Raw genomic sequence first — 25,289 nt, 5'->3', positions numbered from 1 at the left:
CGCCACATGCAGTTGCTGCGCGATCGCGCCGAAGACATGGCGCGCCCAGTCGACGCTGGGGGCAGTGCTACCTCACCAGTCCCGGGATATTCCTCTCGCCACGCGGGACCTGTTGGGCGGTGCGGGCGGGCTGCGTTTGATCTGGACGGTCTGTTTGCAGATCGAGCAGTACGAGTGGCTGTTGAGCAAGAGAACGCTTTTTCGGCCGCCGTCAAAACAGGGCTGACAGAGGAAATGTTGGGGCTCGGTCGCGCGATCAACCAACTCGCTCGCAGGACGCAGCTTGTAAGCAAAGAAGTTCCCGAACTCGCCCACCGCGGCCAAGTCGTAACGCTGTCGCTCATTACGTTCTGCTCGAAGCTGATCAATCTCTTTGCGAAGGAGGCTGATCGTGGCCAGCTGGTCCTGGATCGAGCTCTGTGCCTCCAGCAGCTTGCCCTGACTCTCGATGATCTTTTCACCGAGCTGCGTGCGCAGCTCTGCGAGCTTGATCGCATCGCGCTCGCTGGCGATGGCCTTGGCGATGGTGAGCGTGCCGGTGAGGCTTGAGGCGAGTGCGCCGATGTCGACCATGTTTGCCTGCCCCTCCAGGGGGTGGTTGCTGTGGAGCTTCCATTCTGCCCCTTGGGGGTGCAGGCGCCTCCGGCTGCATGGACGAGATATCTCGTGCCTGGGTGCCGCCGCCCTACGCCCCCCTGAGTGACGGGCCGCCCTTGAAGGTCCACGCATACCAGCACCAGCTCGTGCCCCTCCGCACTCTTGCACGCCCCTGCGGGCAGCGGGCGCAGGTGCGCCGCATCGCCGTCTTCTTCATCGCCTGACCACCTTGTTTGCATGAACAGCACTGTCTCAATTCACGATGCCGCGCGCTATGGCGCCGTGGAGTTCGCACCCGACAGGGAACCCGGCCAGGACGTGGCCGATGCCGCGTATGCCGTGGCGCATGGCTACCCGGGCGGCATCCGCGCGCTGGCTCTGCGCATGGGCGTCAACGCCAACACGCTGACGGCCAAGGTCAACCAGCAGAACACGACCCATCACCTCAGCCTGCATGAGGCGGTGGCCATGCAGGCGATGAGCGGCAACGCCGCAGTGCTGCATGCGATGGCCGATGCGCTCGGCTACACCTGCACCCGCATGACACCGGACCAATCCGGCGGCGAGCCCCTGCGGGCAATGAGCCAAGCCCAGAGCGAATTCGCCGAGTTCGTGCGCTCCGTGGTCGACGGCCTGGACGGCGGCCCCTCCGGCGTGTCGCCCAACCAGCTGCGCCGTGCCCAGCACCATGCGCAGGAAGCCATCGGCGCCATCGGCCATGCCCTTGCGATGCTGCGCGCGCGCCTGCGAACCGCCCCGGAGGTGCCCCGATGAACCCCACACCCCCCTGGTCGAGGGGCGGCACACGCCGCGCGCTCGATGCAGGCTGCGGCGCGACGCGGTCGCGGCCAGGCTTTCGGGTCCTCCCTGGCGACCCCCATCAGGGTAATTCGAGCCCCTTCGGGTGTGTAGGTAGCAGGGCGGGAAGTTACTGACGGATGGCCTCCAACTACGAAGACGTCCTCGGCCAGCTTCGCGCCGCCGGCCTGCTGGTCGACGCGCTGGACGTCGGCCGCATGCGGCGGTGCAAGGTCGAGGGCGAGCGCGAGAAGCGGGGCTGGTACTGCCTGCACGAGCTGCGCCTGGACTCCGGCGAGGACGTGCTGGTCGGCAGCTTCGGCGTCTGGCGCGGCAACGAGAACAACGCGCAGAAAGTCGAGCTGCGCAAGACCGCGCTGAGCCGCGAGCAGGCCGCCAGTCTGCGGGCCCGGCTGCAGGAGGACCGTCGCCGCGCCGAGCTGCTGCGCAAGGCCGAGGCCGAGCGCGCGGCCGAGCGCGCACGCAAGGCATGGCAGCAGTGCACGGAGCAGGGCGACAGCGACTACCTCAAGCGCAAGGGCGTGGCTGCGCACGGCGTTCGCTTCTCGCCGCAGGGCGCGATGGTCATCCCGCTGCTGGACACCGGCGGCCGGATCCACGGCCTGCAGATCATCCGCGGCAAGCAGGCACAGGCCGGCGGTCGCAAGCTGGAGAAGGAGTATTGGCCCCAGGGCATCATCACGAAGGGCCACTTCCACCTGATGGGCATGGTCAATCGGCTGGTGCTGGTCGGCGAGGGCTACGCCACCGCGGCCAGCCTGCACGAGGCCACGGGGCTGCCCGTAGCCGCCGCCTTCGACGCGGGCAACATTCCGCATGTGGTGGCAGCGCTGCGCAAGCGCTACAAGCTCGCGCGCATCCTGGTGTGCGCCGATGACGATGACACGCAGAAGTGCCGTGCGTGCAAGGCCCGCGTGTGGCCGTCCGACGGCGACACCTGCCCCAGCTGCGGCGAGAAGCATCAGGCCGCCAATGCCGGCATCAGCGCGGCGAGCCTGGCCAGCATCGCCGTCGGCGGCGCATGGATGGCCCCGACCTGGGCCGACCCCGAGGCGCGCAAGCAGGGCTGGCTCCAGCACGGCCGCAAGCTGAACGACTTCAACGACCTGCATCTGGCCGAGGGGCTGCACGTCGTGCGGGCCCAGGTGGAGGCCCGCCTGTCGGCGTTGGGCTGGCGTGCCACCGACGCGGCGCCGCCGCAGCCCAGCAAGGGGGCGGGGGAAGCCGACGCACCCGAAGAACTGGCGCCCCTGAAGCCCATCGACACGCTCGATGAACTGCTGGAGCGCTTCGCCCTCGTGTACGGGCAGGGCGGCATGGTGTTCGACCATCAGGAGCACGCCCTGGTGGGCCTCAAGGACATGTCCGATGCCTGCCTCACCAGCGAGCTGCACAAGGCCTGGCGCGAGCACCCGGAGAAAGCGATCGTGCGCGTGTCGGAGGTGGGCTTTGATCCTGCTGGTACCGACAAGGCGGTGCGCTGCAACCTGTGGTCAGGCTGGCCCACGCGCCCGCGCGCGGGCTCGTGCGACTACCTGCTGGAGCTGCTGCGGCACATGTGCGCGGGCGACAGCCGGCCCGAGGAGCTGTATGACTGGGTCATCTGCTGGCTGGCCTATCCGATCCAGCACCCGGGCGCCAAGATGAAGACCACGCTGGTGATCCACGGCCCACAGGGCACCGGCAAGAACATGTTCTTCGAGGCCATCATGGAAATCTACGGCCGCTATGGCCGGGTGATCGACCAGTCAGCCATCGAAGACAAGTTCAACGACTGGGCCAGTCGCAAGCTGTTCCTGATCGCCGACGAGGTGGTCGCCCGCAGCGACCTCTACCACGTCAAGAACAAGCTGAAGGCGTTCATCACGGGGGAGTGGATCCGCATCAACCCCAAGAACATGGCGGCCTACGACGAGCGCAACCACGTCAACATGGTCTTCCTCTCGAACGAGGCCATGCCGGTGGTGCTGGAGGACGACGACCGCCGGCATGCCGTCATCTGGACGCCCGAGAAGCTCACGCCGGAGTTCTATGGCCATGTGCTCAAGGAGATCGCCGACGGCGGCGTTGAGGCGCTGCACCACCACCTGCTGCACCTGAACCTCGACACCTTCGGGCCCGGCACCCTGCCGCCCATGACGGACGCCAAGCGGGAGCTGATCGGGCTGAGCCAGGACAGCCCCAGCCAATTCATGCGCGCCTTCGAGGGGGGCGACATCGAGGGCTTCCCCGCGCGCGACTCGCCCAAGCTGCTCAGCCCCATGCTCAGCACGGACCTGTTCGCGCTGTATGGCGCCTGGTGCGCCCGCGTCGGCCTGCGCGCGCTCAATCAGCCGCGCTTCGCGAACGCGCTCATGCGCAAGCACAGGGCGACCACCGTCCGAAAGCGCTACGCCACCGAGGTCGGCAGCAAGGGCCCCGCGGCCATCACCTTCCTGCCTGGTGGGCACGAATGCGGCCCCGGCAGGAATGAATCCGACTGGCTCGGCGAGCGGCTGGATCTCTTCCGCCGTGCGCTGAAGGACTTCAGGGGGGCGGCGTGATGCGTCCGGTCTGTGCGGTATGTGCGGTATGGCGTGCGGTATCCCGTGCGGTGAAAAACCGTTGCGGATCAACGCTGTGCGGTATGTGCGGCATCAAACCCAGTTTCCCGTGGGTGTGCGGGTGCGTGTGCCTGCGTGCAGGCGCGGGCGTGTGTGTGCGCCTGCATGCCGCACACCCCGCACATACCGCACACCCTTTCTAAATCAAAGAGTTAGCTGAACTGTCATCCCGCACAGGACACAGCACATACCGCACACGGAGAAGAGAGATGCAGATCGGAATGGAATTCAAGGGGCTGGAGAAGGTGCAGGGCCTCATGCAGCGGCTCAGCAATGGGCAGCTGCGCGGCGCCTTGGCGAAGGCCATCGATGACGCGGCCTTTCAGGTGCAGAGAGGGATGAAAGCCGAGATGGCCCGCGTGTTCGATCGCCCCACGGCCTACGTGCTCAACAGCGTGCAGGTGAACCCGCGGGCCACGCCCGAGCGCCTCACGGCCACCGTCTGGCCGACGTACATGGGCGGCAAGGGCATCGACCCGCAGCAGATCCTCCGCGCCCAGGGGTACGGGGGCAGGCGTCGCGACAAGCGCAGCGAGGTGGCTCTGCGCCGCATCGGCGTGCTGCCCAACGGGTACCAGACGGCGATCCCCGCCACGCCCTACCCGGGCAGCGACGACGGCCGCGGCAACCTGCGCGGGCCCTTCCTCGTGCAGCTGCTGAGCTACCTGCAGGCCTTCGGTGAGCAAGGCTACCGGGCCAACATGACGGCCAAGCGCAAGAAGGCCCTGCAGCGCGGCACGGCGAAGCAGGCCGGCCGCCGCTACTTCGTGGCCTACGGCAAGCTGCGCGGCGGCAGGACCGGTCACTTTGCCCCTGGCATCTGGGCCGCGAGCGGCACCGACGACGTGGACGTGCGGCCCGTGCTGCTGTTCGTGCGCATCGGCACCTATCAGCCCCGCCTCGACATGGAGCGCATTTCTGCGCAGGCCCTGGCCGGCGAGTACCTGGCCCGTCGCATGCGCTACCGCATCCGCCAGGCGGCCGGGGTGTGACGATGGCCCAGGACCTGCCCGAGACCCTCACCGTGCGCGAGTTCGCCACGCTGATGGGGTTCAAGCCCAACTACGGCCACCAGCTCAAGGCGGACGGCCGTCTGGTGCTGACCGACGACGGCAAGCGCGTGAAGGTCGCCGATAGCATCGCGCGCGTGAAGGCCACGGCCGACCCGAGCAAGGCGGGCGTGGTGCAGCGGCATGCCGAGCAGCGCGGCGCCGCCTCTGCCCTGCAGGACGAGCCCCCGGACTCCGATGCGGACGCGGACGAAGACGACATGCCCGCGGGCCCCGTCGGTCGCTACGACTATCAGGCCAGCAAGGCCAAGCGCGAGCACTTCGCCGCCGAGCGCGAACTGACCGCACACCGCAAGGAAGCGCGCGAGCTGATCGAGGTCGCCGAGCACATCGCCGCCTTCGCCAAGGCCGGCGCGTTGGTGCGCAGCAGCCTGGAAACCTGGGCCACCACGCTGCCCCCGCAGCTGTTTGGCCGGGACGAAGCCAGCATCCGGGCCACCATCGCCGATCAGGTCGAGCAGCTGCTGCGCGAGCTGGCCGCGCAGCTGGGCGAGATGGCAGCCGAAGCGGAGGGCTGCGCTTGACCACCAACCCACCGAGCATCGACGTGGTGCACTTCGCAAGCCCGGGCCGTGGGCTGCGCGCCATGCAGCGGGCCATGGCGCCGCGCAAGCCCATGACCGTGAGCCAGTGGGCAGACGCTGAGCGGCGCACGTCCAGCAAGGGGAGCGCCATCGTGGGCCAGTGGCGCACGGACCGGAACCCACCGCTGCGCGAGCCCATGGACTGCCTCAGCGCGCGCAGCACCGTGCAGCAAACGGTGTTGATGTTCCCCATTCAGTTCGGCAAGACCGAGGTGGCCATCAACGCGCTCGGCTACTCGATGGACCATGATCCGTGCCCCATCATGGTCTGCCTGCCCGGCGAAGTCTCGATGGGCAAGTGGGTTGGCCAGAAGCTCAACCCGGCGATCGATGAGACGCCGGCCATGAAGCGCGCGCTGACCAGCGTGGCCTCGCGCGATGCGACGAACACGAAGACCTTCAAGGACTTCGAGGGCGGCCAGCTGTGGATCGAGCATGCGGGCAGCACCCAGCGGTTGAAGTCCACCACGGTGCGAAAGCTCATCGTGGATGAGCTGGACGAATTCTCCGCCGCGCTCATCGGCGGCGACGACCCGGTGGAAATGCTCAACGGCCGCACCAGCGCGTTCCCCACCACGCAGCAACGGCTCTACATCAGCACGCCCCAGATCAAGGGCCTGAGCCGCATCGAGCAGCTTTGGAACAAGAGCGACCAGCGCCGGTACTACGTGCCGTGCCCGCACTGCGGCCATGCGCAGCCGCTGGAGTGGGGCGGCCTGCATTGGTCACCCGACGGCCGCCAGGTCTGGTACGTCTGCCGCGACTGCGGTGCGCACATCGAAGAGCACCACAAGACGGCCATGATCGCCGCCGGCAGCTGGGTGGCAGAGAACCCTGAATCCAAGATTCGCGGGTGCTCGTGCTGCCCACGGAGCCTGCTCCGTCGAGGAAGCTGCTGCCCCCAGCGGCGCCGCTGCCGCTGTTGGTGGCGCCGGACGGCATCGCGATCAGCGGGCCGGAATTGGTCGTGAGGCTTCCGGCGCCATTGCCGCCGCTGCCGTTGATCTGGCCCGACGCCGGCATGCCGCGGTTGTCGGACGTGGTCACCACGGTGCCCTTGGGGTCCAGCCGGGTGCGCAACGCCGCGGCCAGTTCGGCATCGAGGCTCTTGGCCGCGGCCTTGCGGCGGGCCTCGACATCCTCCTTGGTGGCGGCGTTGTCGCAGCCTTCGAGCGGGAAGTTGCCCTTCTGGAACTCGCCCTTCTTGAGGTCCAGGAAGCGGCTGGACGGCGTGCCGGCGTTGCGGTTGTCCTGGATGGCCACCCTGGCGCCTGCGGGCAGCGTGGTTTCGTCCAGGCGCAGCACATGGGTGACGGGCTTGAGGCCATACAGGCTCCAGCGGCCCTCGCCGTCGGTCATGACGTTGGTGCCGTCCTCCAGCCACAGGCGTACGCCAGGCACACCGGGCTCGTCCTCGCCCTCTTGCTGGCGGTCGCGCTTGCAGTCCATGTAGACCTTGCCGAAGGCGAAGGCCTCGTCAGAGAACACGCCGCCGTTGACACGCACGGTCTGGCTGGCTTCGTTGGAGGTGTAGCCCTTGCTGGAAGCCTGCGCACGGTTGGTGGCGTCGCCCGAGATGCGGGCGCCCACGCCGACGCTCACCCTGTAGCGAAGGATGACGACCTGGTCGGCAGTCACCCTCAGTGCCGCCCAGCAGGCAGCCAAGGGCATGAGCCCCGGTGCAGCCGGCCAGGTCCCCGTGGCCGGCACCGCCAAGCAGCCCGCCAGTGCCGACGGTGGCCCCACCGCTGGCCTCGTGCCGCAACCCGTGGCCCCCAGCACCGTCGATCTCGAAAAGCTCCTGCCCGACCTGCCGCGCGGCACCGGCTTCATCGACCTGCGCGACAAGGACACCATGCCCGGCCAGGTCGTCAACGTGCGCGTCAAAGGCCCGATGGGCGCCCAACTGCAGCTTGCCGTCAACGGCGACGTGCTCGACGGCCGCCGTGTCGGCAAGAAGGCCACGCTCGCCTCCACCAACACCACCGCGTGGGAATACATCGGCGTGCAGCTCAAGCCGGGCAGCAACCAGCTGCGCCTGCAGGTGCTCGACGACGTCGGCATCCCGCGCGAGCAGCCCGTGGAGATCTCCGTCGTCGCCCCCGACAAGCTCGGCCTGGTGCGCATCGTGCTGCCCAAGGACGCCCGCGCCGACCTGCGCACGCCCGTGCCGGTCGAAGTGCTCCTGACCGACGCGGCCGGCGTGCCCGTCACCGCCCGCAGCCAGATCACCCTGGAGAGCGACGCCGGCCGCTGGCAGGAGGACGACCTCAACCCCACCGAACCGGGCCTGCAGGCTTTCATCGAGGGCGGCAAGGCCGTCTTCCACCTCATCCCGCCGGGCACCCCGGGCGACCTGCGCGTGCGCGCCACGGTCAACGCCATCGTGCAGGAAGCGCGTCTGACGCTGCTGCCCGACCTGCGCCCGATGATCGCCGTGGGCGTGGTCGAGGGCACGCTCGACCTCACCAAACGCGGCAAGCTCGGTGTCGACCAGTTGCCCGCCGGCGCCGCCTTCGAGCAGGAGCTCAGCTCGCTCGGCAGCAACGGCGACACCGGCAATGCCCGTGCGGGCGGGCGTGCCGCCTTCTTCCTCAAGGGCGCCATCAAGGGCGACTACCTGCTCACCGCGGCCCTCGACACGGGCAAGTCCAGCAAGGACCGTCTGTTCCGCGACATCCGCCCCGAAGAGTTCTACCCCGTCTATGGCGACAGCTCCGAGCGCGGCTACGACGCCCAGAGCTCGCAGAAGCTGTACGTGCGCATCGACAAGAACCGCTCGTACCTGCTGTATGGCGACTTCCAGACCAGCAGCAGCACCGAGGTGCGCAAGCTCAGCCAGACCAGTCGCACGCTCACTGGCATGAAGGGCGTGTACGACGACAACGGCATGCGCATCACCGCCTACGGCTCGCGCACCTCGCAGACCCAGCAGATCGAGGAGTTCGCGGGCAAGGGCATCTCCGGCCCGTACTACCTCGCGGGAAACCTGGGTGACATGGTCGAGAACAGCGAAACGGTGGAAATCGTCTCGCGCGACCGCAACCAGGCCAGCGTGATCGTCAAGACCACGTCGCTCACCCGCTACGTGGACTACACCCTGGAGCCCACCACGCGCCGGCTGATGTTCGTGAGCCCGGTCTCGGCGGTGGACAGCAGCCTCAATCCGCAGTCCATCCGCGTGACCTATGAAGTCGACGCCGGCGGTCCCAAGTACACCGTGGCGGGCGTGGACGCGCAGTTCAAGGTGGGCGAGCGGGTGCAGGCCGGCGTGGTGGCCCACATCGACGACGATCCCAAGAACCCACGGCGCATGACCGCACTCACTGGCCTGGCGCGCCTCGGCGACGACACCAGCATGGCCACCGAGGCCGTGCGCACCCACAGCGACGACAAGGGCGCGGGCTTGGCCAGCCGCATCGAGGTGCGCCATCAGACCGAGAACCTGGGCATCTCGGTGCAGGCCGCGCGTGCCTCCACCGGCTTCGACAACCCGGCGGCGGGCTTCACCGCCGGCAACACCGAGGCGAGCGCCCGGGCCGAGTACCGCATCAGCCCCACCCTGGCGGCGCGGGCCGAGGCCATCTACAGCAAGAGCGCCACCGAGACCGAGGCGGCGCGCGGCGAGGCCATTTCGCTGCTCAAGCGCTTCAACAACTACTTCGCCGGCGAAGTGGGGCTGCGCCATGGCGCCACCTCCAGCAGCAGTGCGTCGATGTTCAGCTATGACCAGGTCTCCAGCTTCGGCAACACCAGCGGTGCCAGCTCGGTCACCAGCCTGGGCAGCCTGGCCAGCACCGCCGCCAGCAGCGCGCTGGCCACCAGCCAGAACGACATGACCACGGTGCGCGCGCGCCTCACGGCCACCGTGCCGGGCCTGCCCCAGGCCCAGGTCTTCGTCGAGGGCGAGCAGGCCACCAACGACAGCAGCAAGCACATGGCGGCGGTCGGCGGCAACTACGCCATCACCGACAAGACCCGCGTCTACGGCCGCTACGAACTCAGCTCCACCCTCTACGAGGACACGAGCACCAGCACCAGCCGCAACGTCGGCATCCTGGGCATCGAAAGCGCCTACATGGAAGGCGGCCGCGTCTACAACGAGTACCGCCTGGCCGATGCGGACAGCACCCGCACCGCGCAGATCGCCAACGGCGTGCGCAACACCATCAAGCTGGGCGAGCACTGGTCGCTCACGGGTGGCATCGAGCGCGCGCGGGCCCTGGGCACCGTCTCCAGCGACAGCCTGTCCGCCGGCCTGGGCAGCCTGACGCTGGCGGGCACGCTGACGGTGACGACCTCCAGCGGCGGCACCTTCGGCCCGGGCACCTACCGGCTGTTCAACTGCTCGGGCACGGCCACGGGCAGCTTCTCGTCGGTCGTGGTGCCGGCGGGCTACACGGCCGTCGTCAGCACGGCCACGGCCGGCCAGGTGAACCTGGTGGTGACTGGCGTCCCGCTGACCTACTGGGACGGCCCCAACACCACAGCCAACAACACCGTCGACGGCGGCGCCGGCACGTGGGACAGCAGCACGACCAACTGGACGACATCGGACGGCACCTACAACGGCACCTGGACAGGCGGCAGCGCGACGGCCAACTTCGGGGGTGCGTCGGGAGGCAGCCGCGTGTCGGCGGTGGTCAATGCCTTGCGCACCTTCGGCAATGTGAAGCTGGTCTCCAACCCCACGCTGCGTGCGCGCAGCGGGGAGCCCGCCTTCGTGAGCGTCGGCACCACCTACCGCTACGTGTCCAAGGTGACCGCCACCAGCAACATCGTCCAGGGCGTGGTCCAGACGGTCTACAGCACCGAGACCAATTCCCTCTTCTCGGGCCTGATGGTCGGCATGACGCCGGCGATCCGCGAGGACGGCTCGATCGAGCTGTTCGTGCATCCCTTGCAGTCGATCGTGCGCTCGGGCTCGCTGAACTTGGTGGCGCTCGGCGGCGGCAACTCCGTCACGCTGCCGATCATCGACTCGAAGAGCGTGGCGACCACCCTGTCCGTGCGTAGCGGCGACCTGATCGTGCTGGGCGGCCTGGCCGACCAGTCGTCCAACGTCAACAACACGGGCGTGCCCGGGCTGAGCGACGTGCCGGGCCTGGGCGGGGCGCTGGACACGAATTCCAACGGCCAGACCAGCCGCGAGTTGGTGATTCTGCTGAAGGCGAACCTGCTATGACTTCCCACACTTTCCGCATTCCTTCGACGACGCGTTGGTGCTTCACTGCGGTGGCGGGGGCCACCGTCGTGCTCGCGGGTCTTGCCAAGGCGGCCGAGCCGCCGGCGCCCACGCCGGTCGAGGTGCAGCGACCGGCGGACGCCAAAAAGCCGCCCACCCCGCCGCGCAAGTCCCCGCCCACGCGGGCCGCGCGCGAGAAGGAGGAGCTGGCCGCCCGCGAGGCCGAGACCTCCCGCCAGATCGAGGCGTTCTCCGAGGCCCAGCGCAAGGGCGATGTCGACGCTGCCGCGCAGGCCGTCGACAGGCTCCGGTCGCTGCTGCCGCAGGACAGCGTGGCGATGGTCCGGCGGGCGGCCTGGGTCGAACAGATGCGCGGCAACCGCGAGATGGCCCGGCGGCTGCTCGGCCAGGTCATGGCCAAGCTGCCGGACGACCTGAACGCGAACATGAACCTCGCGCTCGTGGACGCCCAGGACGGCCGCATCAAGGAGGCCACCACCCGGCTGCGCAAGCTCAAGCTGATCCATCCGGACGCCATCGAGCTCGATGCCCTGCTGGCCGAGCTGGAGGGCAGGGCGCTGGTGGTCAGCCGCCCTGCGTCCGGCGGCTGAGGCTGCGGTGGACCCATGGAGTATTCCGTCGAGCGCCTGAGCGCCCTCATGGCGCGCCAGCTGCAGGAGCGCCACCTGCTGTCCCCCGCCGAGGCGAGCTACGCCCAGCAGAAGCAGCGGGTCGAGGCCAAGCCCCTCTGGCGGGTACTGGTGGACAGCGGCCTCGTGCGCGAGCGGATGGTGTGCATGCTGCTGAGCGAACTGTTCGGCATCGAGTTCGTCGACCTCGACCAGGTGGAACGGCCGGGCGCCGAGACGCTCGCGCTTTTCAACGGCGAGCTGTGCCAGAAAGGGGAGTTCCTGCCGCTGCGACGCGAGAGCGATCACCTCGTCGTGCTGCTGGGCGACGCCAATCCCACCGAGGTCGGGCAACTGGTGCTGCGGCGCTGCGGGCTGCGCAGCCGCTTCGTGCTCGGCGAGTTCTCGCGCGTGCGCACGCTGATCCGGCACAGCTTCTTCTTTGCGCAGAACACCGTGCCCGACCTGGTCAATGCCGAGATCCGCAACCTGCTGGCCGACCAGGAAGGCAACCGCAGCCCGGCGGCCTTCGTGCAGCACCTGCTGCACCTGGCCGTGCAGGAACGGGCGACGGACATCCACATCGCGCCGGCGGCGGCCAGCATCCATGTGCTGCTGCGGGTGGACGGGGTGCTGCATCCGGCCTTCGCGCTGCCGCAGGAACTCACCCGCATTGGCAGCTACATCAAGCTGATCGCAGAGATCGACATCTCGGAAAAGCGCAAGCCGCAGGACGGCAGCTTCCGCACGCGAATCCTCGACGTGCCCTATTCGATCCGGCTGTCGACCATCATCACCGACCTGGGCGAGCGCATGGTGATGCGGCTGCTGCCCGAGAGCCATGACCTCAAGGGGCTGCGGGAGATGGGCTACTACGAGGAAGACGCGCTGCTGCTGGAGGAAGGCCTGGGCAAGCCCGCGGGCCTGGTGGTGATCACCGGCCCCACGGGCTCGGGCAAGAGCAGCACCTTGCATGCGGCGCTGCGCATGCAGAACCTGATCGAGCGCAACGTGCTGACGGTGGAGGACCCGGTGGAATACCGCGTGCCCGGCGCCGGGCAGACCGAGGTCAACCGCAAGGCCGGCTACGAATTCCAGTCGGCGCTGCGGCACTTCCTGCGGCACGACCCCGACGTGATCCTGGTCGGCGAGATGCGGGATTCGGAGACCGTGGTCGCGGCGCTGGACGCGGCGACCACCGGGCACCTGGTGCTGTCCACGCTGCACGTGACCTCGGTCTTCGGCGCGGTCCCGCGCCTGGCGCTGCTGGGCGGCCAGGCGCCCATCGTGGCGGAGAACCTGCTGCTGGTGGTGAACCAGCGCCTGGTGCGGCGCAACTGCACGGCCTGCGCCGAGCCGGTGGAACTGAGCGAGCGCGAATGCCGGTGGCTCGGCCGGCCCGCGGGCGCCCGGGGCATGCGCGGCAGGGGCTGCCCGCGTTGCAGGGGCACGGGTTTCCATGGCCGGGTGCCGGTCTACGAGATCCTGTCGATCAACCACGAACTGGCGGACCTGATCGCCGGCGACGCCCGGCGCGCCGAACTGCGCAAGGCGGCCGAGCGCAATGGCTTCCGCGACATCGAGGCCTGCGCGAAGCGCCGCGTCGGCGATGGCATCACGACGAGCGAGGAAATCATGCGCTCCCTGGGGGTAGGACCTTGACCTGGTATTTCTATCGCGTGGTGGACGCGACCGGCGCCGTTCGTTCGGCCGCGCGCGCCTTCGACCATGCCGACCCGCAATCGGTGCGGGAAGTGCTGGAGCAGGAGTACGAGGACGGCGCCGTGCTGTCGGTGCGGCAGATCCCGGCCTTGCTCGTCCAGTCGGCCCGCTCGGCGGGCGCCCTGTTCGGCCGCAAGCTCAAGGACCAGGATCTCGTCGTCCTGCTGCGCGACATGGCCGTGCTGGCGAAGGCCGGTGTGCCGATCATCGATGCGGTCCGCACGCTGGCGGACGACGCCGAATCCGTCGGGCCGGCCTGTGCGGCCGTCGCCGCCAAGATGCTGGCCGACCTGCGCGCGGGGGCGACGCTGGGCGAGGCCTTCGACCGGCAGCCCAGCGTGTTCCCGGAGCCGGTGCGCAACCTGATCCGCCTGGGCGATGCCACCGGCGCCATGGACCGCATGCTGCAGGAGGCCGCCGACCACGTCGAGCGCCTCACCACGCTGAAGGCCGACTCCAAGCAGGCGCTCATCTACCCGGCCTTCGTCTTCACGGCCATCTTCGGGGCGGCGGGCTTCTGGCTCTACTACGTGGTGCCCAACCTGGCCTCGCTGTTCAAGCAGTTCAGCGTCAAGCTGCCCGCGCTCACGGTCGCGGTCATCGGCACGTCGGAATGGGTGTCGACCCACGGGCTGGCCGTGCTGCTGGGCCTGGTCGCCGCCGTGGCCGCGGTGATGTTCGCCTGGTACACGAGCTACAGATTCAGGCTGCAGGTCTACCGGCTGCTGCATGTGCTGCCGGTGAGCAAGCGCCTGATGTCGGCCAGTGGCATGGCCTTCTTTGCCGAGTACTTCGCGCTGTTGCTGCGCGCGGGCGTCGACATCGTGCGCAGCCTGACGGTGATGCAGAGCATCACGAGTGACCTGTACTACCGCGAGAAGCTCACGATCGTGCGGATGTACGTGGAGCGCGGCGAGAGTGTCTCTGCCGCCATGCGGCGCATCGGCGGCTTTCCGCCGTTGATGCTGCGCGTGATCGCGGTGGGAGAGGACTCCGGCACCATCGACGATCAGCTGCACTACCTGGCCGGCGAGTACCGGACGCGCCTGACACGCGTGGTCTCGACGCTGTCCGAGATCCTGAAGCCGGTGGTGATCTTCATCGCTGGCGGCCTGATGGCGGTGTTCGTGGTGGCGCTGGTGCTGCCGGTGTACGACCTGATCGGCCAGGCCATGGCGGTGCGGCGATGAGGGGCCCCGCGACCTGGCGGCGCCGTCCGCCATCGTGGCAGCCTGGCCGTGCCGCGCGTCAAGGCCAGCAGGGCTTTTCGCTGCTGGCCGTGACCATGCTTGCGGTCCTGCTGGGCGTGGTGGCCTTCGTCGTCTACTACCGCTGGGAGGTCGAGCAGCTCGCCGCCGACCGCCTGGCGCAGGACGTGCTCCTGGACAAGGCCGATGCCGTGACGAAGGGGTTTGCGGCCATCAAGGGGCGACTGCCCTGTCCGGCCGCCACGTACGGGGGCAACGAGCGTTGCGACGGTACGCTGGCCAAGGGCTGGTTCCCGGCCGACGTCGCGTCGCTCTTCGCGCCCGATGACGTGGCCCAGCGCCTGAAGGGACTGCGCTACTTCGCGGACGCCCGGCTGTCGAACGTCAAGGACGTGTTCCCCAAGGACCCGCACAACAACGGCATCGTCAACGGCCACGATTTCTGCCGCGAGTTGCTGATCGTCGACCCTGGCGTCGGCGGCGTGGACGGTGGCCTGCCCGGCTCGGCGGGCGTCAGGACGCCGCTGGTCTACGGTTTCGCGGCGCCCGGCCCGGCGGGGTTCACGGGGCTCAATGCGGGCAGCAGCGCGACGCTGGAGGACCAGGACCGCGAGCAGACGCTCATCTACCGCGAGCGCGTCCGCGCGGGCAACGCCCGCTCGCTGGCGATGGCGAGCAACTGCGGGGCCGTGATCGGGTCGCTCAACATGCTCACGATCGCGGCGCAGTGGAACAGCGCGATGCCGGACGCGCGTTCCGGCGCGGCCTACTGGTACAGCCTCTACACCATCTGGCCCATGGTGAATGCGCTGGCGACCTCGCAGATGATGGCCGTCGGCGAGGGGGTGTCGTTCGTCACGGAGGTGGCAGCGCTGGGGGTCGGCATCGCCGTGTCCGAGGGCAAGGACGACGCGGCATGCTTTGCGCTGTACTTTCCCGCCTGTGTTGCCGCGGGGGTCCAAGTGGCTCAGGCCATCATCGTGGCAGCTCAAGGGGTTGCACTGGCCCTGGACGTGCTCGCGCTCGAGACGCGGGTGATCGCGGCCGCCATCCAGCTCGCGCAGGCCCGGAACTTCAAGGCGAGCTACGAGGCCGTGGACATCTGGGACGGGCAGAACGCCTTCCTCTTCGACGTCGACGCGCGGGGCCCGCTCATCTGGGAAGACGGACCATGACCTTCTCCCTGCGTTCTGCGCGTGCGAAGGCATGCGGCCCCCGGCGCCGAGACCGGCGCCAGGGCGGATTCAGCCTGCTTGAACTCGTCATCGTGCTGCTGATCACCGGCGTCGCGGTGGTGGTGGCGGCGCGGCTGATCCAGTCCACCACGGGGGCGGCCAATGCAGACCGGGAGAACGTCGGTCTGCAGAGCGCCTATCGGGCGCTGGTGGGCTTCGCCCGCGCCAATGCCCGGCTGCCAGCCTCGGACGGCGGTTGGGCGCCGGCCCAGCTCTCCGGCAACGCGCGGGGCAATCGGCTGCGCTACCACGTGGCGGCGGCCGTCACGCAGCCGCCGTCGGTGGTGTTCAGCCCGTCGGCCAACTTCGCCATCAATTCGCCGGGCTTGAACTTCTGCCTGTCGCTGACCCGCTTGTCCGCCTCGTCGCTGATCGCGGCCGGGCAGGGCGGCACCGCCATCCCGGTGCTGGCCCTGATGGAGTATTCGTCGTCGGGCCCCACGGCCACTTCGCCGGGCGACGTGGCGTTGCCGGGCTCGTCGGCCGCGGCCCTGCGATCGACGCAGGGGCGTGCGGCGCGAGCCATCTCTGCGGCGGAGCTCTTCTCCGCGCTGGGCTGCGGCGACCGGCTCTCCCGCGTGGCGGCGGCGGCCAAGTATGTCGACGTGGCCACCGATCTCCTGCAACTGGCCAAGCTGAACACCGCGCACTGGCGCAATGCCATCACGGCCGGCAACGCCCGCAACACCAACGCCGTGCTGAGCGGCTCCCGGCTCAATGACTGGCTCTGGTTGCTGATCGTCGACGCGGCGAACCTGGAAGTCATGCACGTGGGCAAGCTGCCCTGGTCGCTGGCGAACGAAGTGCCGCACCTGGCCGTGGTCGCCGGCTACGCGTCGAGCATCGCCCAGGTGGTGCTCCAGGCCGACCTCGTGCGCGAGCAGATCTCGCGCTGGTCCGACACCGACCTGCCGGCACTGAATGCCTCCCTGGCGCAGGCGCAGGCCGAGGAGGCCAACTATGCCGCCGCCCTCGAGGATGCCAAACGCGAACTGGCCCGGCTGGCCGCCCTGGGGTTGACATCATGAAGCGCATCCGCCAGCGGCACGCCCAGCGTGGCCTATCGATCCTGGAGGTGGTGATCGCACTGCTGATCCTCGGGCTGCTCACCGTGGCGGCCTGGAAGCTGCAGCGCGGCGCGATCGTCGCGACGCGGGAGGCGATCGACACGGACCTGGTGACGCGCGCCGACCAGTCCATCCGGACCTTCATCGCCCGCCAATCCCGCCTGCCCTGTCCGGCGACGAGCAACACCGGGGTGGAGAACTGCGCCGCCGGCATGGCGAGCCGGGTCGGCTTCGTGCCCTGGGTGACCATCGGGCTGCCCGACGCCGGCGGCGGCAGCCTGCGCTATGCCATCGACAGGGATGCGCTGGCGCAGGCGGCGCCCGGACTCGGGGTGATCAATCTCGACCTCGCGAGCGGACCGGGCGTGGTCGGCTTCGACCAGGCATCCACCGACCGGACCGTCCACTGGTGCAACCTCGTCGGCAAGGCCATGAAGGCCGCGCCCACCGGGCGCGTGGCCCGGGCGTACCAGGTGTTCAGCGCCGGCGTCGGCGCGGGCGCCAATACCGCGGCCGGCGCGCTGGACGCGGCGGGCGCCCAGGTCACCCGCACGCTGCCCGAGCTCTGGGGCGAGCTGAACTGCGGCGGCCTGGTGGCGGGCGCGGGGCGTGCCTACATGAATGCCGCACTGGCCGCGCGGATGATGGCGCTGGCGGCCAATGAGCAGCGCACGCTCTCCAACATGAATCTCGATGCCGCGAAGGCGTCGTACTTCTACAACATCGTCGACCTGGTCACCGAGGCCGCCCGGCAGCCGTCGAAAGTGGCCAACGTGCTCGCGACCTGCGCCAATGCGGCCAGCCTGACCGCAGATGTGGTGACGGGCATGGCCACGGTGCCCCAGTACGTCGCGGAGCCCGGAGCCATTGCGGCTTGCGCTTCATCGGGCGTCGACGTGGCGGTGCACATCATCACCCTGTTCGAAAAGATCGATGCCCTGAAAGGCCTCGCGCTGAACCTCGCCAGTGCAGCAGAGCAGGCCCAGCAGGCCCACGACGACGAGGCGTCCCAGGCGCAGGCACTCGTGGACGCCATTGCGGCGCGGGCCCGCGCCGCCATTGCCGGCGGGATGAGCCTCGACTGAACCCGGAAGGAATGCCAAGCATGCGAAATACACGACGACCGGCCGCCTCCCGACAGAGGCTGGCCGGCTTCACCCTGGTCGAGCTGTCACTGGTGCTGGTGGTGATCTCGATCCTGATCGGCGCCGTCATGGGTGGCATGAACGTCTACCGGCAGGCCATGACCCAGCGCATGTACAGCGACTTCGTGCTGGGCTGGCGTGCGGCCTATCTGTCCTTCGTCTCCAACAGCTACGGCATCCAGCCTGGCGACTCGACCACCAGCCCCTCCTATGCCGTCGGGGGCGCGGTGAACACGCCGCTGTGCGGCGATGCGCTCATCAACGCCATGCTGGCGCAGGGGGTGAGCTTGCCGCACGGACGGGCGGCCGAGATGCCCGACCGCTATGTCTACACCGACAAGAGCGGCACACCCCATGAGGTGCAGGTCTGCATGGAGACGGTGCTGTGGACCTTGCCGGCCACGACCGTGGGCACCTTCCAGGCGGTGCCACGGCATGTGCTGCGCATCACGGGCCTCGCGCCGTCGGTGGCACTGGCATTCGACGCCATGACGGACGGGCGCATCGATGCGTCCTTCGGCGAGTTCCGCGAGGCGGGCTCGGAAGCGGGCCAGGGCGCCGCGTCCACCGACTGGAGCCAGGACGAGACGGCGTCCATGCGCAACGCCGACGAAGGCGAGTCGGTGGAGCTGACGGCCTACCTGCTGGTCGGGCGCTGAGCGTCGTTCCATCAGACTTCGGGCCGGCTGCATCGGCGGGGCGCGAGGGGGTCAGCCCGGCAGGGCAGCGTCGAGGGCCTGCTTGACCGACTGGATGGTCCTGGCCTCGAGGGTGGCGATCTGCCGTGCGAGGGTGCCGACGTAGCCGTCGAAGGCGTCCGGCCTGACCACGCCTTCGAACACGCCTCGGGCACCCAGTTCTTCGGCCGAGATGGCGTTGCCCGAGAGGAAGGCGCGCCTTGCGCCGTCGATGCCCAGATGGCGGCCGACGCGCGCATAGAAGGACTTGCTGTTGAGCGGGCTCATCTCCATGGGCAGGTGGATGGTCGTGCCGCTCACGGCGACGCGGATGTCGCAGGCCAGCACCAGGTCGAGGGCCGGTCCGTACACGCTGCCGCTCAGGGCGCACAGGGTGACCGGGCGCAGCTGCGCCAGGGCGGTCGTCGTGGTGGTGAAGAGCGCGTCGCGGGCCTCTGGATTGGCCTCGGTGATCTCGTAGCCGCCGCAGAAGACCGGCCGTGCCTGTCCGCCCGTGTTGGCCGTGAGCACCACCACCTTGACGGCGGGATCGGCATCGAGCGCGAGCAGCGTGCTGAGGATCCAGCGCAGGTCCTCGTCGCGCACCCAGTTGCTGAACAAGGGGCGGTTCAGGCGGATGGTGGCGATGCCGCCGGCATAGGTGAGGAGAGGAAGGTCGGGTGAGGCGATGTCCACGGTCATGGTGTGAGAGTCCCTGGGTTCGATTGCATGTCCGCTGCCGCCTGCACGGAGGCCGTCACAGCCACTTGGTGGCAAGCAGAAAGCCTGCCCATGTACGAGTGGTGTTGCCAAGCCCTGTCGGGTGCGGGGAAGGCCATGGGGTGTCAATCGGTGAGAAAAATTCGACGTTGATCGTGCGATGGAATGGTGCGTCGCAGGGTGCGTGAATGGCGCATGGCGACCCACCGGAGGGCGGGGCCACTGCGTTGAAAGGCCAATGGAGAGTGCCATCCGCGCGAACTCGGCCGTCTGCGGATGGATCGTCGTGAACTTGTTCGCGGTCTTGGCGATTCAATGTCCACCGCCCCGTCCGACGGCATGTCCCTTGCATGCCCGGATGCGACGTTGGAGACCGTTGGCGTCACGGGAACGCACGAACAAAAGCAATCAGGGAGCGTGCATGTCATCGGCAACGGACTCCGCGGCGCGCTGCGCGCGCCTCAGCGCTTCCTTCGTTTCCCTCCACAAGCTCCAAGAGCAAGACCATGCAAACTGCTGTCACACCCCCATCCACGGCGCCGCGCCGGGTCCATCCCGTCGATGAAGTGCTGCCCATTCCCCAGCTCGCGGCCTATGGCTTCCAGCATGTGCTGGCCTTCTATGCGGGCGCGGTGCTGGTGCCGATCATCCTGGCCGGTGCGCTGGGCCTGAGCAGCGAGCAGCTGATCCACCTCATCAACGCGGACCTCTTCACCTGCGGCATCGCCTCCATCCTCCAGGCCTGGGGGCTCGGCAAGGTGGGCGTGCGGTTGCCGCTGCTGCAGGGCGTGACCTTCACGGCCGTGAGCCCCATGATCGCCATCGGCCTGGCCGCGGGCGGTGGCGTCACCGGGCTGCTGCAGATCTATGGCTCCGTGCTGGTGGCCGGGCTGTTCACCTTCTTCGCGGCGCCTTACTTCGCGCGGCTGATCCGCTTCTTTCCGCCCATCGTCACGGGCTCGGTGATCCTGATCATCGGCATCGCCCTGCTGCCGGTGGCTGCCAACGACATCGTGGTGGGCAAGGGGCCCAACGCCATCCAGAACCCGGTGTTGCTCAAGAACTGTCTCTATGCCTTCGGCACGCTGGCGCTGATCGTGCTGATCCAGCGCGTGTTCCGCGGCTTCATGGCCACGGTCGCGGTGCTGCTGGGCCTGGTGGTGGGCACGCTGGTGGCCTGGGCGCTGGGCGATGCGCACTTCGACAAGGTGGCCGGCTCGGCCTGGTTCGGCTACACCTCGCCGTTCTATTTCGGCATGCCCACCTTCAGCATCACGGCCATCCTGTCGATGCTGATCGTGATGTGCATCACCATGGTCGAGACGACGGGCGACGTCTACGCCACCGGCGAGATCGTGCGCAAGCGCATCGGTAGCGAGGACATCGCGCGGGCCATCCGCGCCGACGGCGCGGCCACCTTCCTGGGCCGCGTGTTCAATTCCTTTCCCTACACCTGCTTCGCCGAGAACGTCGGCCTGGTGCGGCTCACCCAGGTCAAGAGCCGCTGGGTGGTGGTGGCGGCGGGCTTCATCATGATCGTGCTGGGCTCCCTGCCCAAGGCCGCCGCCATCGTCGAAGGCATTCCTCACCCCGTGCTGGGCGGCGCGGCGCTGGCCATGTTCGCCGCCGTGGCCGTGGTGGGCGTGCAGACGCTCTCGAAGGTGGATTTCAACGACCACCGCAACATCGTGATCCTGGGCACCAGCCTGGGCCTGGGCATGCTGGTGACCGCGCAGCCCTTCGTCACCACGGCATTCCCGAGCTGGGCCGAGATCGTGTTCGGCAGCGGCATCACGCTGGGCGCGCTCACGGCCATCCTGCTGAACATCGTGTTCAACCACCTGGGCGGCAGCGCCCACACCGCCGTGGCCGGCCGGCCCGGAAGCCTGGTGAGCCTCGACCAGGTCAACAGCATGGGCCGCAGGGAGTTCGACGCCACTTTCGGTCCCCTGGTGCAGAACATGGACTGGGTGCTGGCGCGTGCATTCGCCCTGCGGCCTTTCGAGAACACGCATGCGCTGCGTACCGCCTTCCAGAACACCCTGCTGACGGGCACCGTCGACGAGCAGGCGGCGCTGATGAGTGCCTTTCCCGACCTGGGCAGCGAGGGCGATGGCGCCAATGCGTACCTGCTCGACCACGAGAAGGCCGGCATGACCGCCACCTCGCAGGAAGACGTGGCGGCCATGGCCCGCGCCTACCGTGCGCAGTTCGGCTTCCCACTCATCATCAGTGCCCGCGACGCGCATTACGAGCGCATGGTGAGCCAGGGGTGGCAGCGACTGGGCAATGCGCCCGCGGTCGAGCGCGCGGCGGCGCTGGTCGAGATGGCCCGCATCGCCAACTACCGCTTCGACGACCTGGTGGCCGATGCGAATCCCATCGTGACGGCACGGATGCGCGCCTTCGACGCCAGCCCGGCCACGGCCCACTGACGCGCGCCGGGGCACGCGGCCCCATTGACGATCGATGACAACGCCTCGCGCGTAGGCAGGAAAGATGTGCCATGGTCCGTCGACCGACTGGCGCATCCTGTTGCGGACGCCGGGGCTTCTCCCTGTGCTGCGTGGTGCCCGTGCCAGTCTCTCCTTCCTCCCCACCTGCAGAACGCCGCGTCGGCGGCGATGCCGTCTTTCTGGTCCTCGCCGCGGCCGCCATGGTCTGCATGGCGGTGGCGGCGCAACGGACCTGGTCCAGCGCCGTGCGCACCGAGCAGAGCCGGGCGCAGGCACACGCCCTTCACCAATGGATGGTGCAGGCCGGGCACCGTGCTGACGACCCGGTGGCGCAGGCCTGCGCGCTGGCGCCGTCCGGGCCTCGCGAGGTGCCGCACTGGGGCGACTGTGCCCGGGCGCTGGTGGCCGAGGGCGGGCCGCTGGCGGGCGTGCGCAATGCCTTCAGCGGCGCTCCGCTGCAGGTGATCGAGCGATGCCAGCACGGAGCGCACGCCACCTTCGGCCAGATCGTGGTCGGCCGGCGGGTGCCGCCTGCATCCGACGCCGCAGCAGGCCACGGCACTGCGGCCGGGCTGGCGCCGGGTGACGCCCTGACCCATCCCCTGGCGCTGCGGCTGCAGGTTTGCGACAGCGCCGGCTATGCCATCGACGTGGCGGATCTGGCGCTCTGAGCGTCACTCCACGCGCGACGCCCCGCACGCTTTCCATCCATGTCCGCCATGCCCTCCATGACCGACGAGCCCAAGACGCCCGAGCCGCGTTCCTACCGCCATGCGGGCCGAGGCCCGGTGCCCGCCGTCGTGGGCGACCGGGCGCGGCAGGAGGCCTCTGCCCTGAACCCGCGCCAGCGGCTGCGCCGGCTCCTGTGGGCCTGGCTGCTGGACCCGGGCAATGCCAGCAACCATCAGCGCCGCTTCGACCGGGCCATCGCCTGGCTCATCGGCGCCAACCTGCTGGTGACCGTGTTCGAGGCCACGGCGGGCGTGCCGGATGCGGCCCGGCGCTGGCTGCACCTGTTCGACGCGATCTCGGTGGCGGTGTTCGCGATCGAGTACGCCCTGCGTCTCTACACGGCGCCAGAGGATCCCGCCTTCGCCGGGGCGGCGCGTCCGCGGCTGGCCTTCATGCGCAACCCCTATGCGGTCCTGGACCTCGTCGCCATCCTGCCCAGCGTGCTGCATGCCGTGGTGCCCATCGACCTGCGTGTCCTGCGGGTCTTCCGGCTCTTGCGCATCCTGAAGCTCTTCCGCTTCCTGGTGCCGGCCGTCCAGGAGTTCCGGCAGCTGAACGCGGGGCGCAGCCTGCGGCAGAAGGCCCACGCCCTGGTGTTTGCCAGCCCCCATGGCGGCCGGCTGCACAGCGCCTTCGATTTCGTCATCGCCGGCTGCGTGCTCGTCTCGGTGGTGGCGGTCATCCTGGAGTCCGTCCAGTGGGTCCATGACCGGTTCCACCTCGAACTGGTGGCGGTGGACATCACGGTGGTGGCGATCTTCACGCTCGAGTTCTGCCTGCGGCTGTATGCCTGCGTCGAAGAGGAAGGCCACGAAGGGCCCCTGCTCGGCCGGCTGCGGCAGGCACGCAGCCCGGGCATGCTGGTCGACCTTCTGGCGATCCTGCCCTTCTTTGCGGAAGCCTTCCTCAACTACGTGCTGGACCTGCGCTTCCTGCGCATCTTCCGGCTGCTGCGCCTGCTCAAGCTGACGCGCTACACCGACGCCACGCGCACGCTGGCCAAGGTGATCGGGCGGGAATGGCCGGTGATGGCGGCGGCGGCCTTCATCATGGTGCTGCTCGTCGTGCTGACGGCGAGCCTGGGCTATGTGTTCGAGCACGACGCGCAGCCCGACAAGTTCGAGAACATTCCGCAGTCCATCTACTGGGCGGTGATCACGCTGGCGTCGGTGGGCTACGGCGACATCACGCCGGTCACGCCCGCGGGCCGTGCCGTGACCATCGTGCTGGCCCTGATCGGCATCGGCATCTTCGCGATCCCGGCGGCGCTGCTGTCGTCGGCCTTCTCCGACCAGTTGCACAAGGAGCGCGATGCCCTGCGCCAGGAACTCTTCGAGATGCTGGGCGATGGCGTGCTGTCGGAGGAGGAAGCGGAGATCCTCAACCGGGAGGCCAAGCGGCTGCACCTGTCGGCCGAAGACGTGGAGGTGCTCATGCAGGAGGCCCGGCGCGCCCGGGAGATGGCCGCCGACCTGTCCAAGCTGCCGCTGCACATCATCGCGGCCGACCCGGCGCATGCGATCGAGCATTTCAAGTCGCTCGTGTGCGACATCCGCAAGCTCGGCCTCATGGCCGATCACGCGCGGTTCGCCGCCCTGGCACGGGCCGATGGCCGGCTCACCGAGGCCGAATGGCGGGCCTGGGCCTGCATCTGCGGCACGCCCGCCGACGACGGCGGCACGGCCGCGTAGCCGGCCGGACCACCGCGCGCTCACTCCTTCGATGCCCCGCTCGCTGCGCGTCGTGCCCTCCATGACGGCCGCGACACCCAAGACGCTGAACAGGTGCGGGCGCCGGCCTTCGCTCAGCGGACCTTCACGCCCGGCAGCAGGTCCAGGTTGAGCCACTGCTGGAAGGCGGCATAGCTCAGCGGCTTGTTGACCTTGGCATCGGGCCGGTTCTGCTGCCAATGCGCCCAGGCCCGGCCGGTGGCCGGGTCGTAGACCAGCTTGAACAGGTGCGAGGGCACGCGCACGCCATTGCGGCCGATGGCCCGCTGGTCGGCGAACACCGGGCCCGTGATCACATGCACGTCCCCCTGCGCACGCATGACGTACTTGCGCGTGTCTTCTTCCACGCGGGCCCAGGGGCCGCTGTTCTGGCGCGGGTCCTGCGGGACCATGTTGGCCAGGCTGAAGGACTGCGCCATCGCCTGGTCCGTGGGCATGTCCGCGGCGGGTGCCATGTGGCCGCGTGCGAAGCCGGAGCCCCGGTAGTCGTCCAGGTCGGCGCGCTCGCCCGAGGGCAGGCGGGCGTCTGCGAAGAAGCGGTCGTGGCGCTGCACCGTCTTTGCCTTGAGCAGGATCTCCCGGTTCAGCCGCTCGGCCACGTAGACCGGCGTGCGCGTCTCCCCGGAATGAAGGACGGCGAAGTTGTCGAAGCACAGGGCCCGAAGGCGTCCGCCGATGGCCACGGCAGGCGCCCGGCCACCGGCGAAGAACTGGGGACAGCGGCCGAAATCCTGGTTGAGCGCCGCGGTGGCGGGTGCCGGCCGTGCGGCGGCAGCCGAGGCGCGGGCGCCGCGCGGGTGGGGCTCCAAGGGCCCGCAGCCGAGGAGCAGCACGGCCGCGGCCAGGGCGACGACAGTTTGTGAAAAGGTTGGGAGGAGTTGGAAACGTTTGTTCAGATTCGCCATGAAGGCGGCGAGTCTACTGAGCAGCCCGCCGCCGGTTGCGGTGCCCTGCTGTCAGCGCCGGGCGCGTGCGTGTCGATGGGGAAGGGCGAGTCGACTCGGCTGCGCCTGGCTGGCACCCCCTCAAGTCTTCAGGGCGCTAAGTAGTAACCCTATCGCATCAAACCGCCGCGGCTCCAAGCCCGCCACTGCAGGCTTGGACGTGCCC

The 25,289-nt window shown here is 69.0% G+C and carries 19 protein-coding genes; 16 read left to right on the top strand and 3 right to left on the bottom strand.

The genetic code is table 11. From position 1 onward, the window contains the following. Positions 1-72: 72 nt before the first annotated feature. Positions 73-573 (bottom strand): hypothetical protein, encoded by a 501-nt coding sequence (locus tag L0984_RS05320; RefSeq protein ID WP_234192674.1) that lies wholly within the window; start codon positions 571-573, stop codon positions 73-75. 261 nt (positions 574-834) lie between these two features. On the opposite strand from L0984_RS05320, the gene L0984_RS05315 reads away from it, so the two are divergent. The 13 genes from L0984_RS05315 (at position 835) to L0984_RS05255 (ending at position 18,523) form a co-directional block, all read left to right on the top strand. Then, positions 835-1,371, top strand: a complete 537-nt coding sequence (locus L0984_RS05315; protein ID WP_234192673.1) for a phage regulatory CII family protein — start codon at positions 835-837, stop codon at positions 1,369-1,371. A gap of 164 nt (positions 1,372-1,535) precedes the next feature. After that, a complete protein-coding gene (locus L0984_RS05310; RefSeq protein ID WP_234192672.1) occupies positions 1,536-3,959 on the top strand; it encodes a DUF5906 domain-containing protein in 2,424 nt (807 codons plus the stop codon). A gap of 269 nt (positions 3,960-4,228) precedes the next feature. Beyond that, a complete protein-coding gene (locus L0984_RS05305) occupies positions 4,229-5,011 on the top strand; it encodes a hypothetical protein (RefSeq protein WP_234192671.1) in 783 nt (260 codons plus the stop codon). Beyond that, on the top strand, positions 5,008-5,613 hold the full coding sequence (locus tag L0984_RS05300; protein ID WP_234192670.1) for a hypothetical protein: 606 nt from the start codon (positions 5,008-5,010) through the stop codon (positions 5,611-5,613). Before L0984_RS05305 ends, L0984_RS05300 begins: the two co-directional genes overlap by 4 nt. A gap of 74 nt (positions 5,614-5,687) precedes the next feature. Continuing rightward, positions 5,688-6,644 (top strand): phage terminase large subunit family protein, encoded by a 957-nt coding sequence (locus tag L0984_RS05295; RefSeq protein ID WP_234192669.1) that lies wholly within the window; start codon positions 5,688-5,690, stop codon positions 6,642-6,644. A gap of 644 nt (positions 6,645-7,288) precedes the next feature. Continuing rightward, positions 7,289-10,858, top strand: coding sequence for a hypothetical protein (locus L0984_RS05290; protein ID WP_234192668.1), 3,570 nt, complete (start codon positions 7,289-7,291; stop codon positions 10,856-10,858). Next, complete coding sequence (locus L0984_RS05285) at positions 10,855-11,469, top strand: tetratricopeptide repeat protein (protein WP_234192667.1); 615 nt, start codon at positions 10,855-10,857, stop codon at positions 11,467-11,469. Before L0984_RS05290 ends, L0984_RS05285 begins: the two co-directional genes overlap by 4 nt. 15 nt (positions 11,470-11,484) lie before the next feature. Beyond that, positions 11,485-13,149 carry a GspE/PulE family protein gene (locus tag L0984_RS05280; protein ID WP_234192666.1) on the top strand — a complete coding sequence of 555 codons (1,665 nt, stop codon included), beginning with the start codon at positions 11,485-11,487 and terminating at the stop codon, positions 13,147-13,149. Further along, positions 13,146-14,399, top strand: a complete 1,254-nt coding sequence (locus L0984_RS05275; RefSeq protein WP_234192665.1) for a type II secretion system F family protein — start codon at positions 13,146-13,148, stop codon at positions 14,397-14,399. Before L0984_RS05280 ends, L0984_RS05275 begins: the two co-directional genes overlap by 4 nt. Before the next feature lie 95 nt (positions 14,400-14,494). Then, positions 14,495-15,592, top strand: coding sequence for a hypothetical protein (locus L0984_RS05270; protein ID WP_234192664.1), 1,098 nt, complete (start codon positions 14,495-14,497; stop codon positions 15,590-15,592). Then, entirely contained in the window at positions 15,589-16,680 is a 1,092-nt protein-coding gene (locus tag L0984_RS05265; RefSeq protein ID WP_234192663.1) for a prepilin-type N-terminal cleavage/methylation domain-containing protein, read from the top strand. Before L0984_RS05270 ends, L0984_RS05265 begins: the two co-directional genes overlap by 4 nt. Further along, complete coding sequence (locus L0984_RS05260; protein ID WP_234192662.1) at positions 16,677-17,804, top strand: type II secretion system protein; 1,128 nt, start codon at positions 16,677-16,679, stop codon at positions 17,802-17,804. Before L0984_RS05265 ends, L0984_RS05260 begins: the two co-directional genes overlap by 4 nt. A 20-nt stretch (positions 17,805-17,824) precedes the next feature. After that, on the top strand, positions 17,825-18,523 hold the full coding sequence (locus tag L0984_RS05255) for a prepilin-type N-terminal cleavage/methylation domain-containing protein (RefSeq protein WP_234192661.1): 699 nt from the start codon (positions 17,825-17,827) through the stop codon (positions 18,521-18,523). 51 nt (positions 18,524-18,574) lie between these two features. Here L0984_RS05255 and L0984_RS05250 read toward each other — a convergent pair whose 3' ends face one another. Then, positions 18,575-19,243, bottom strand: coding sequence for an enoyl-CoA hydratase/isomerase family protein (locus L0984_RS05250; protein WP_234192660.1), 669 nt, complete (start codon positions 19,241-19,243; stop codon positions 18,575-18,577). Positions 19,244-19,767: 524 nt separating this feature from the next. Between L0984_RS05250 and L0984_RS05245 the strand changes: the two genes are divergently transcribed. The 3 genes from L0984_RS05245 to L0984_RS05235 all read left to right on the top strand — a co-directional run bounded on the left by L0984_RS05245 (position 19,768) and on the right by L0984_RS05235 (position 24,140). Beyond that, positions 19,768-21,696: a solute carrier family 23 protein gene (locus tag L0984_RS05245; protein ID WP_234192659.1), complete on the top strand. Its 1,929-nt coding sequence runs from the start codon at positions 19,768-19,770 to the stop codon at positions 21,694-21,696. Between the two features lie 140 nt (positions 21,697-21,836). After that, positions 21,837-22,388 carry a hypothetical protein gene (locus tag L0984_RS05240; protein WP_234192658.1) on the top strand — a complete coding sequence of 184 codons (552 nt, stop codon included), beginning with the start codon at positions 21,837-21,839 and terminating at the stop codon, positions 22,386-22,388. Positions 22,389-22,427: 39 nt separating this feature from the next. Continuing rightward, the gene (locus L0984_RS05235; protein ID WP_234192657.1) at positions 22,428-24,140 is read left to right on the top strand and encodes an ion transporter; all 1,713 of its coding nucleotides are present in this window, start codon (positions 22,428-22,430) and stop codon (positions 24,138-24,140) included. 113 nt (positions 24,141-24,253) lie between these two features. On the opposite strand, the gene L0984_RS05230 is transcribed toward L0984_RS05235, so the two are convergent. Next, positions 24,254-24,988, bottom strand: a complete 735-nt coding sequence (locus L0984_RS05230) for a DNA/RNA non-specific endonuclease (RefSeq protein WP_370645889.1) — start codon at positions 24,986-24,988, stop codon at positions 24,254-24,256. Positions 24,989-25,289 lie beyond the last annotated feature (301 nt).

The organism is Pseudacidovorax sp. NFM-22 (genome assembly GCF_021401245.1).
GTDB lineage: Bacteria > Pseudomonadota > Gammaproteobacteria > Burkholderiales > Burkholderiaceae_C > Xenophilus.
The sequence above is the reverse complement of the archived record's forward strand: the minus strand, read 5'-3'. Positions and strand labels throughout refer to the sequence as shown.

Bases quoted from the DNA above. Each gene is read 5' to 3' on its own strand.
- L0984_RS05320 (WP_234192674.1), bottom strand. From the start codon at position 573: ATGGTCGACATCGGCGCACTCGCCTCAAGCCTCACCGGCACGCTCACC.
- L0984_RS05315 (WP_234192673.1), top strand. From the start codon at position 835: ATGAACAGCACTGTCTCAATTCACGATGCCGCGCGCTATGGCGCCGTG.
- L0984_RS05310 (WP_234192672.1), top strand. From the start codon at position 1,536: ATGGCCTCCAACTACGAAGACGTCCTCGGCCAGCTTCGCGCCGCCGGC.
- L0984_RS05305 (WP_234192671.1), top strand. From the start codon at position 4,229: ATGCAGATCGGAATGGAATTCAAGGGGCTGGAGAAGGTGCAGGGCCTC.
- L0984_RS05295 (WP_234192669.1), top strand. From the start codon at position 5,688: ATGGCGCCGCGCAAGCCCATGACCGTGAGCCAGTGGGCAGACGCTGAG.
- L0984_RS05290 (WP_234192668.1), top strand. From the start codon at position 7,289: ATGACGACCTGGTCGGCAGTCACCCTCAGTGCCGCCCAGCAGGCAGCC.
- L0984_RS05285 (WP_234192667.1), top strand. From the start codon at position 10,855: ATGACTTCCCACACTTTCCGCATTCCTTCGACGACGCGTTGGTGCTTC.
- L0984_RS05280 (WP_234192666.1), top strand. From the start codon at position 11,485: ATGGAGTATTCCGTCGAGCGCCTGAGCGCCCTCATGGCGCGCCAGCTG.
- L0984_RS05270 (WP_234192664.1), top strand. From the start codon at position 14,495: ATGCTTGCGGTCCTGCTGGGCGTGGTGGCCTTCGTCGTCTACTACCGC.
- L0984_RS05265 (WP_234192663.1), top strand. From the start codon at position 15,589: ATGACCTTCTCCCTGCGTTCTGCGCGTGCGAAGGCATGCGGCCCCCGG.
- L0984_RS05260 (WP_234192662.1), top strand. From the start codon at position 16,677: ATGAAGCGCATCCGCCAGCGGCACGCCCAGCGTGGCCTATCGATCCTG.
- L0984_RS05255 (WP_234192661.1), top strand. From the start codon at position 17,825: ATGCGAAATACACGACGACCGGCCGCCTCCCGACAGAGGCTGGCCGGC.
- L0984_RS05250 (WP_234192660.1), bottom strand. From the start codon at position 19,243: ATGACCGTGGACATCGCCTCACCCGACCTTCCTCTCCTCACCTATGCC.
- L0984_RS05245 (WP_234192659.1), top strand. From the start codon at position 19,768: ATGCAAACTGCTGTCACACCCCCATCCACGGCGCCGCGCCGGGTCCAT.
- L0984_RS05235 (WP_234192657.1), top strand. From the start codon at position 22,428: ATGTCCGCCATGCCCTCCATGACCGACGAGCCCAAGACGCCCGAGCCG.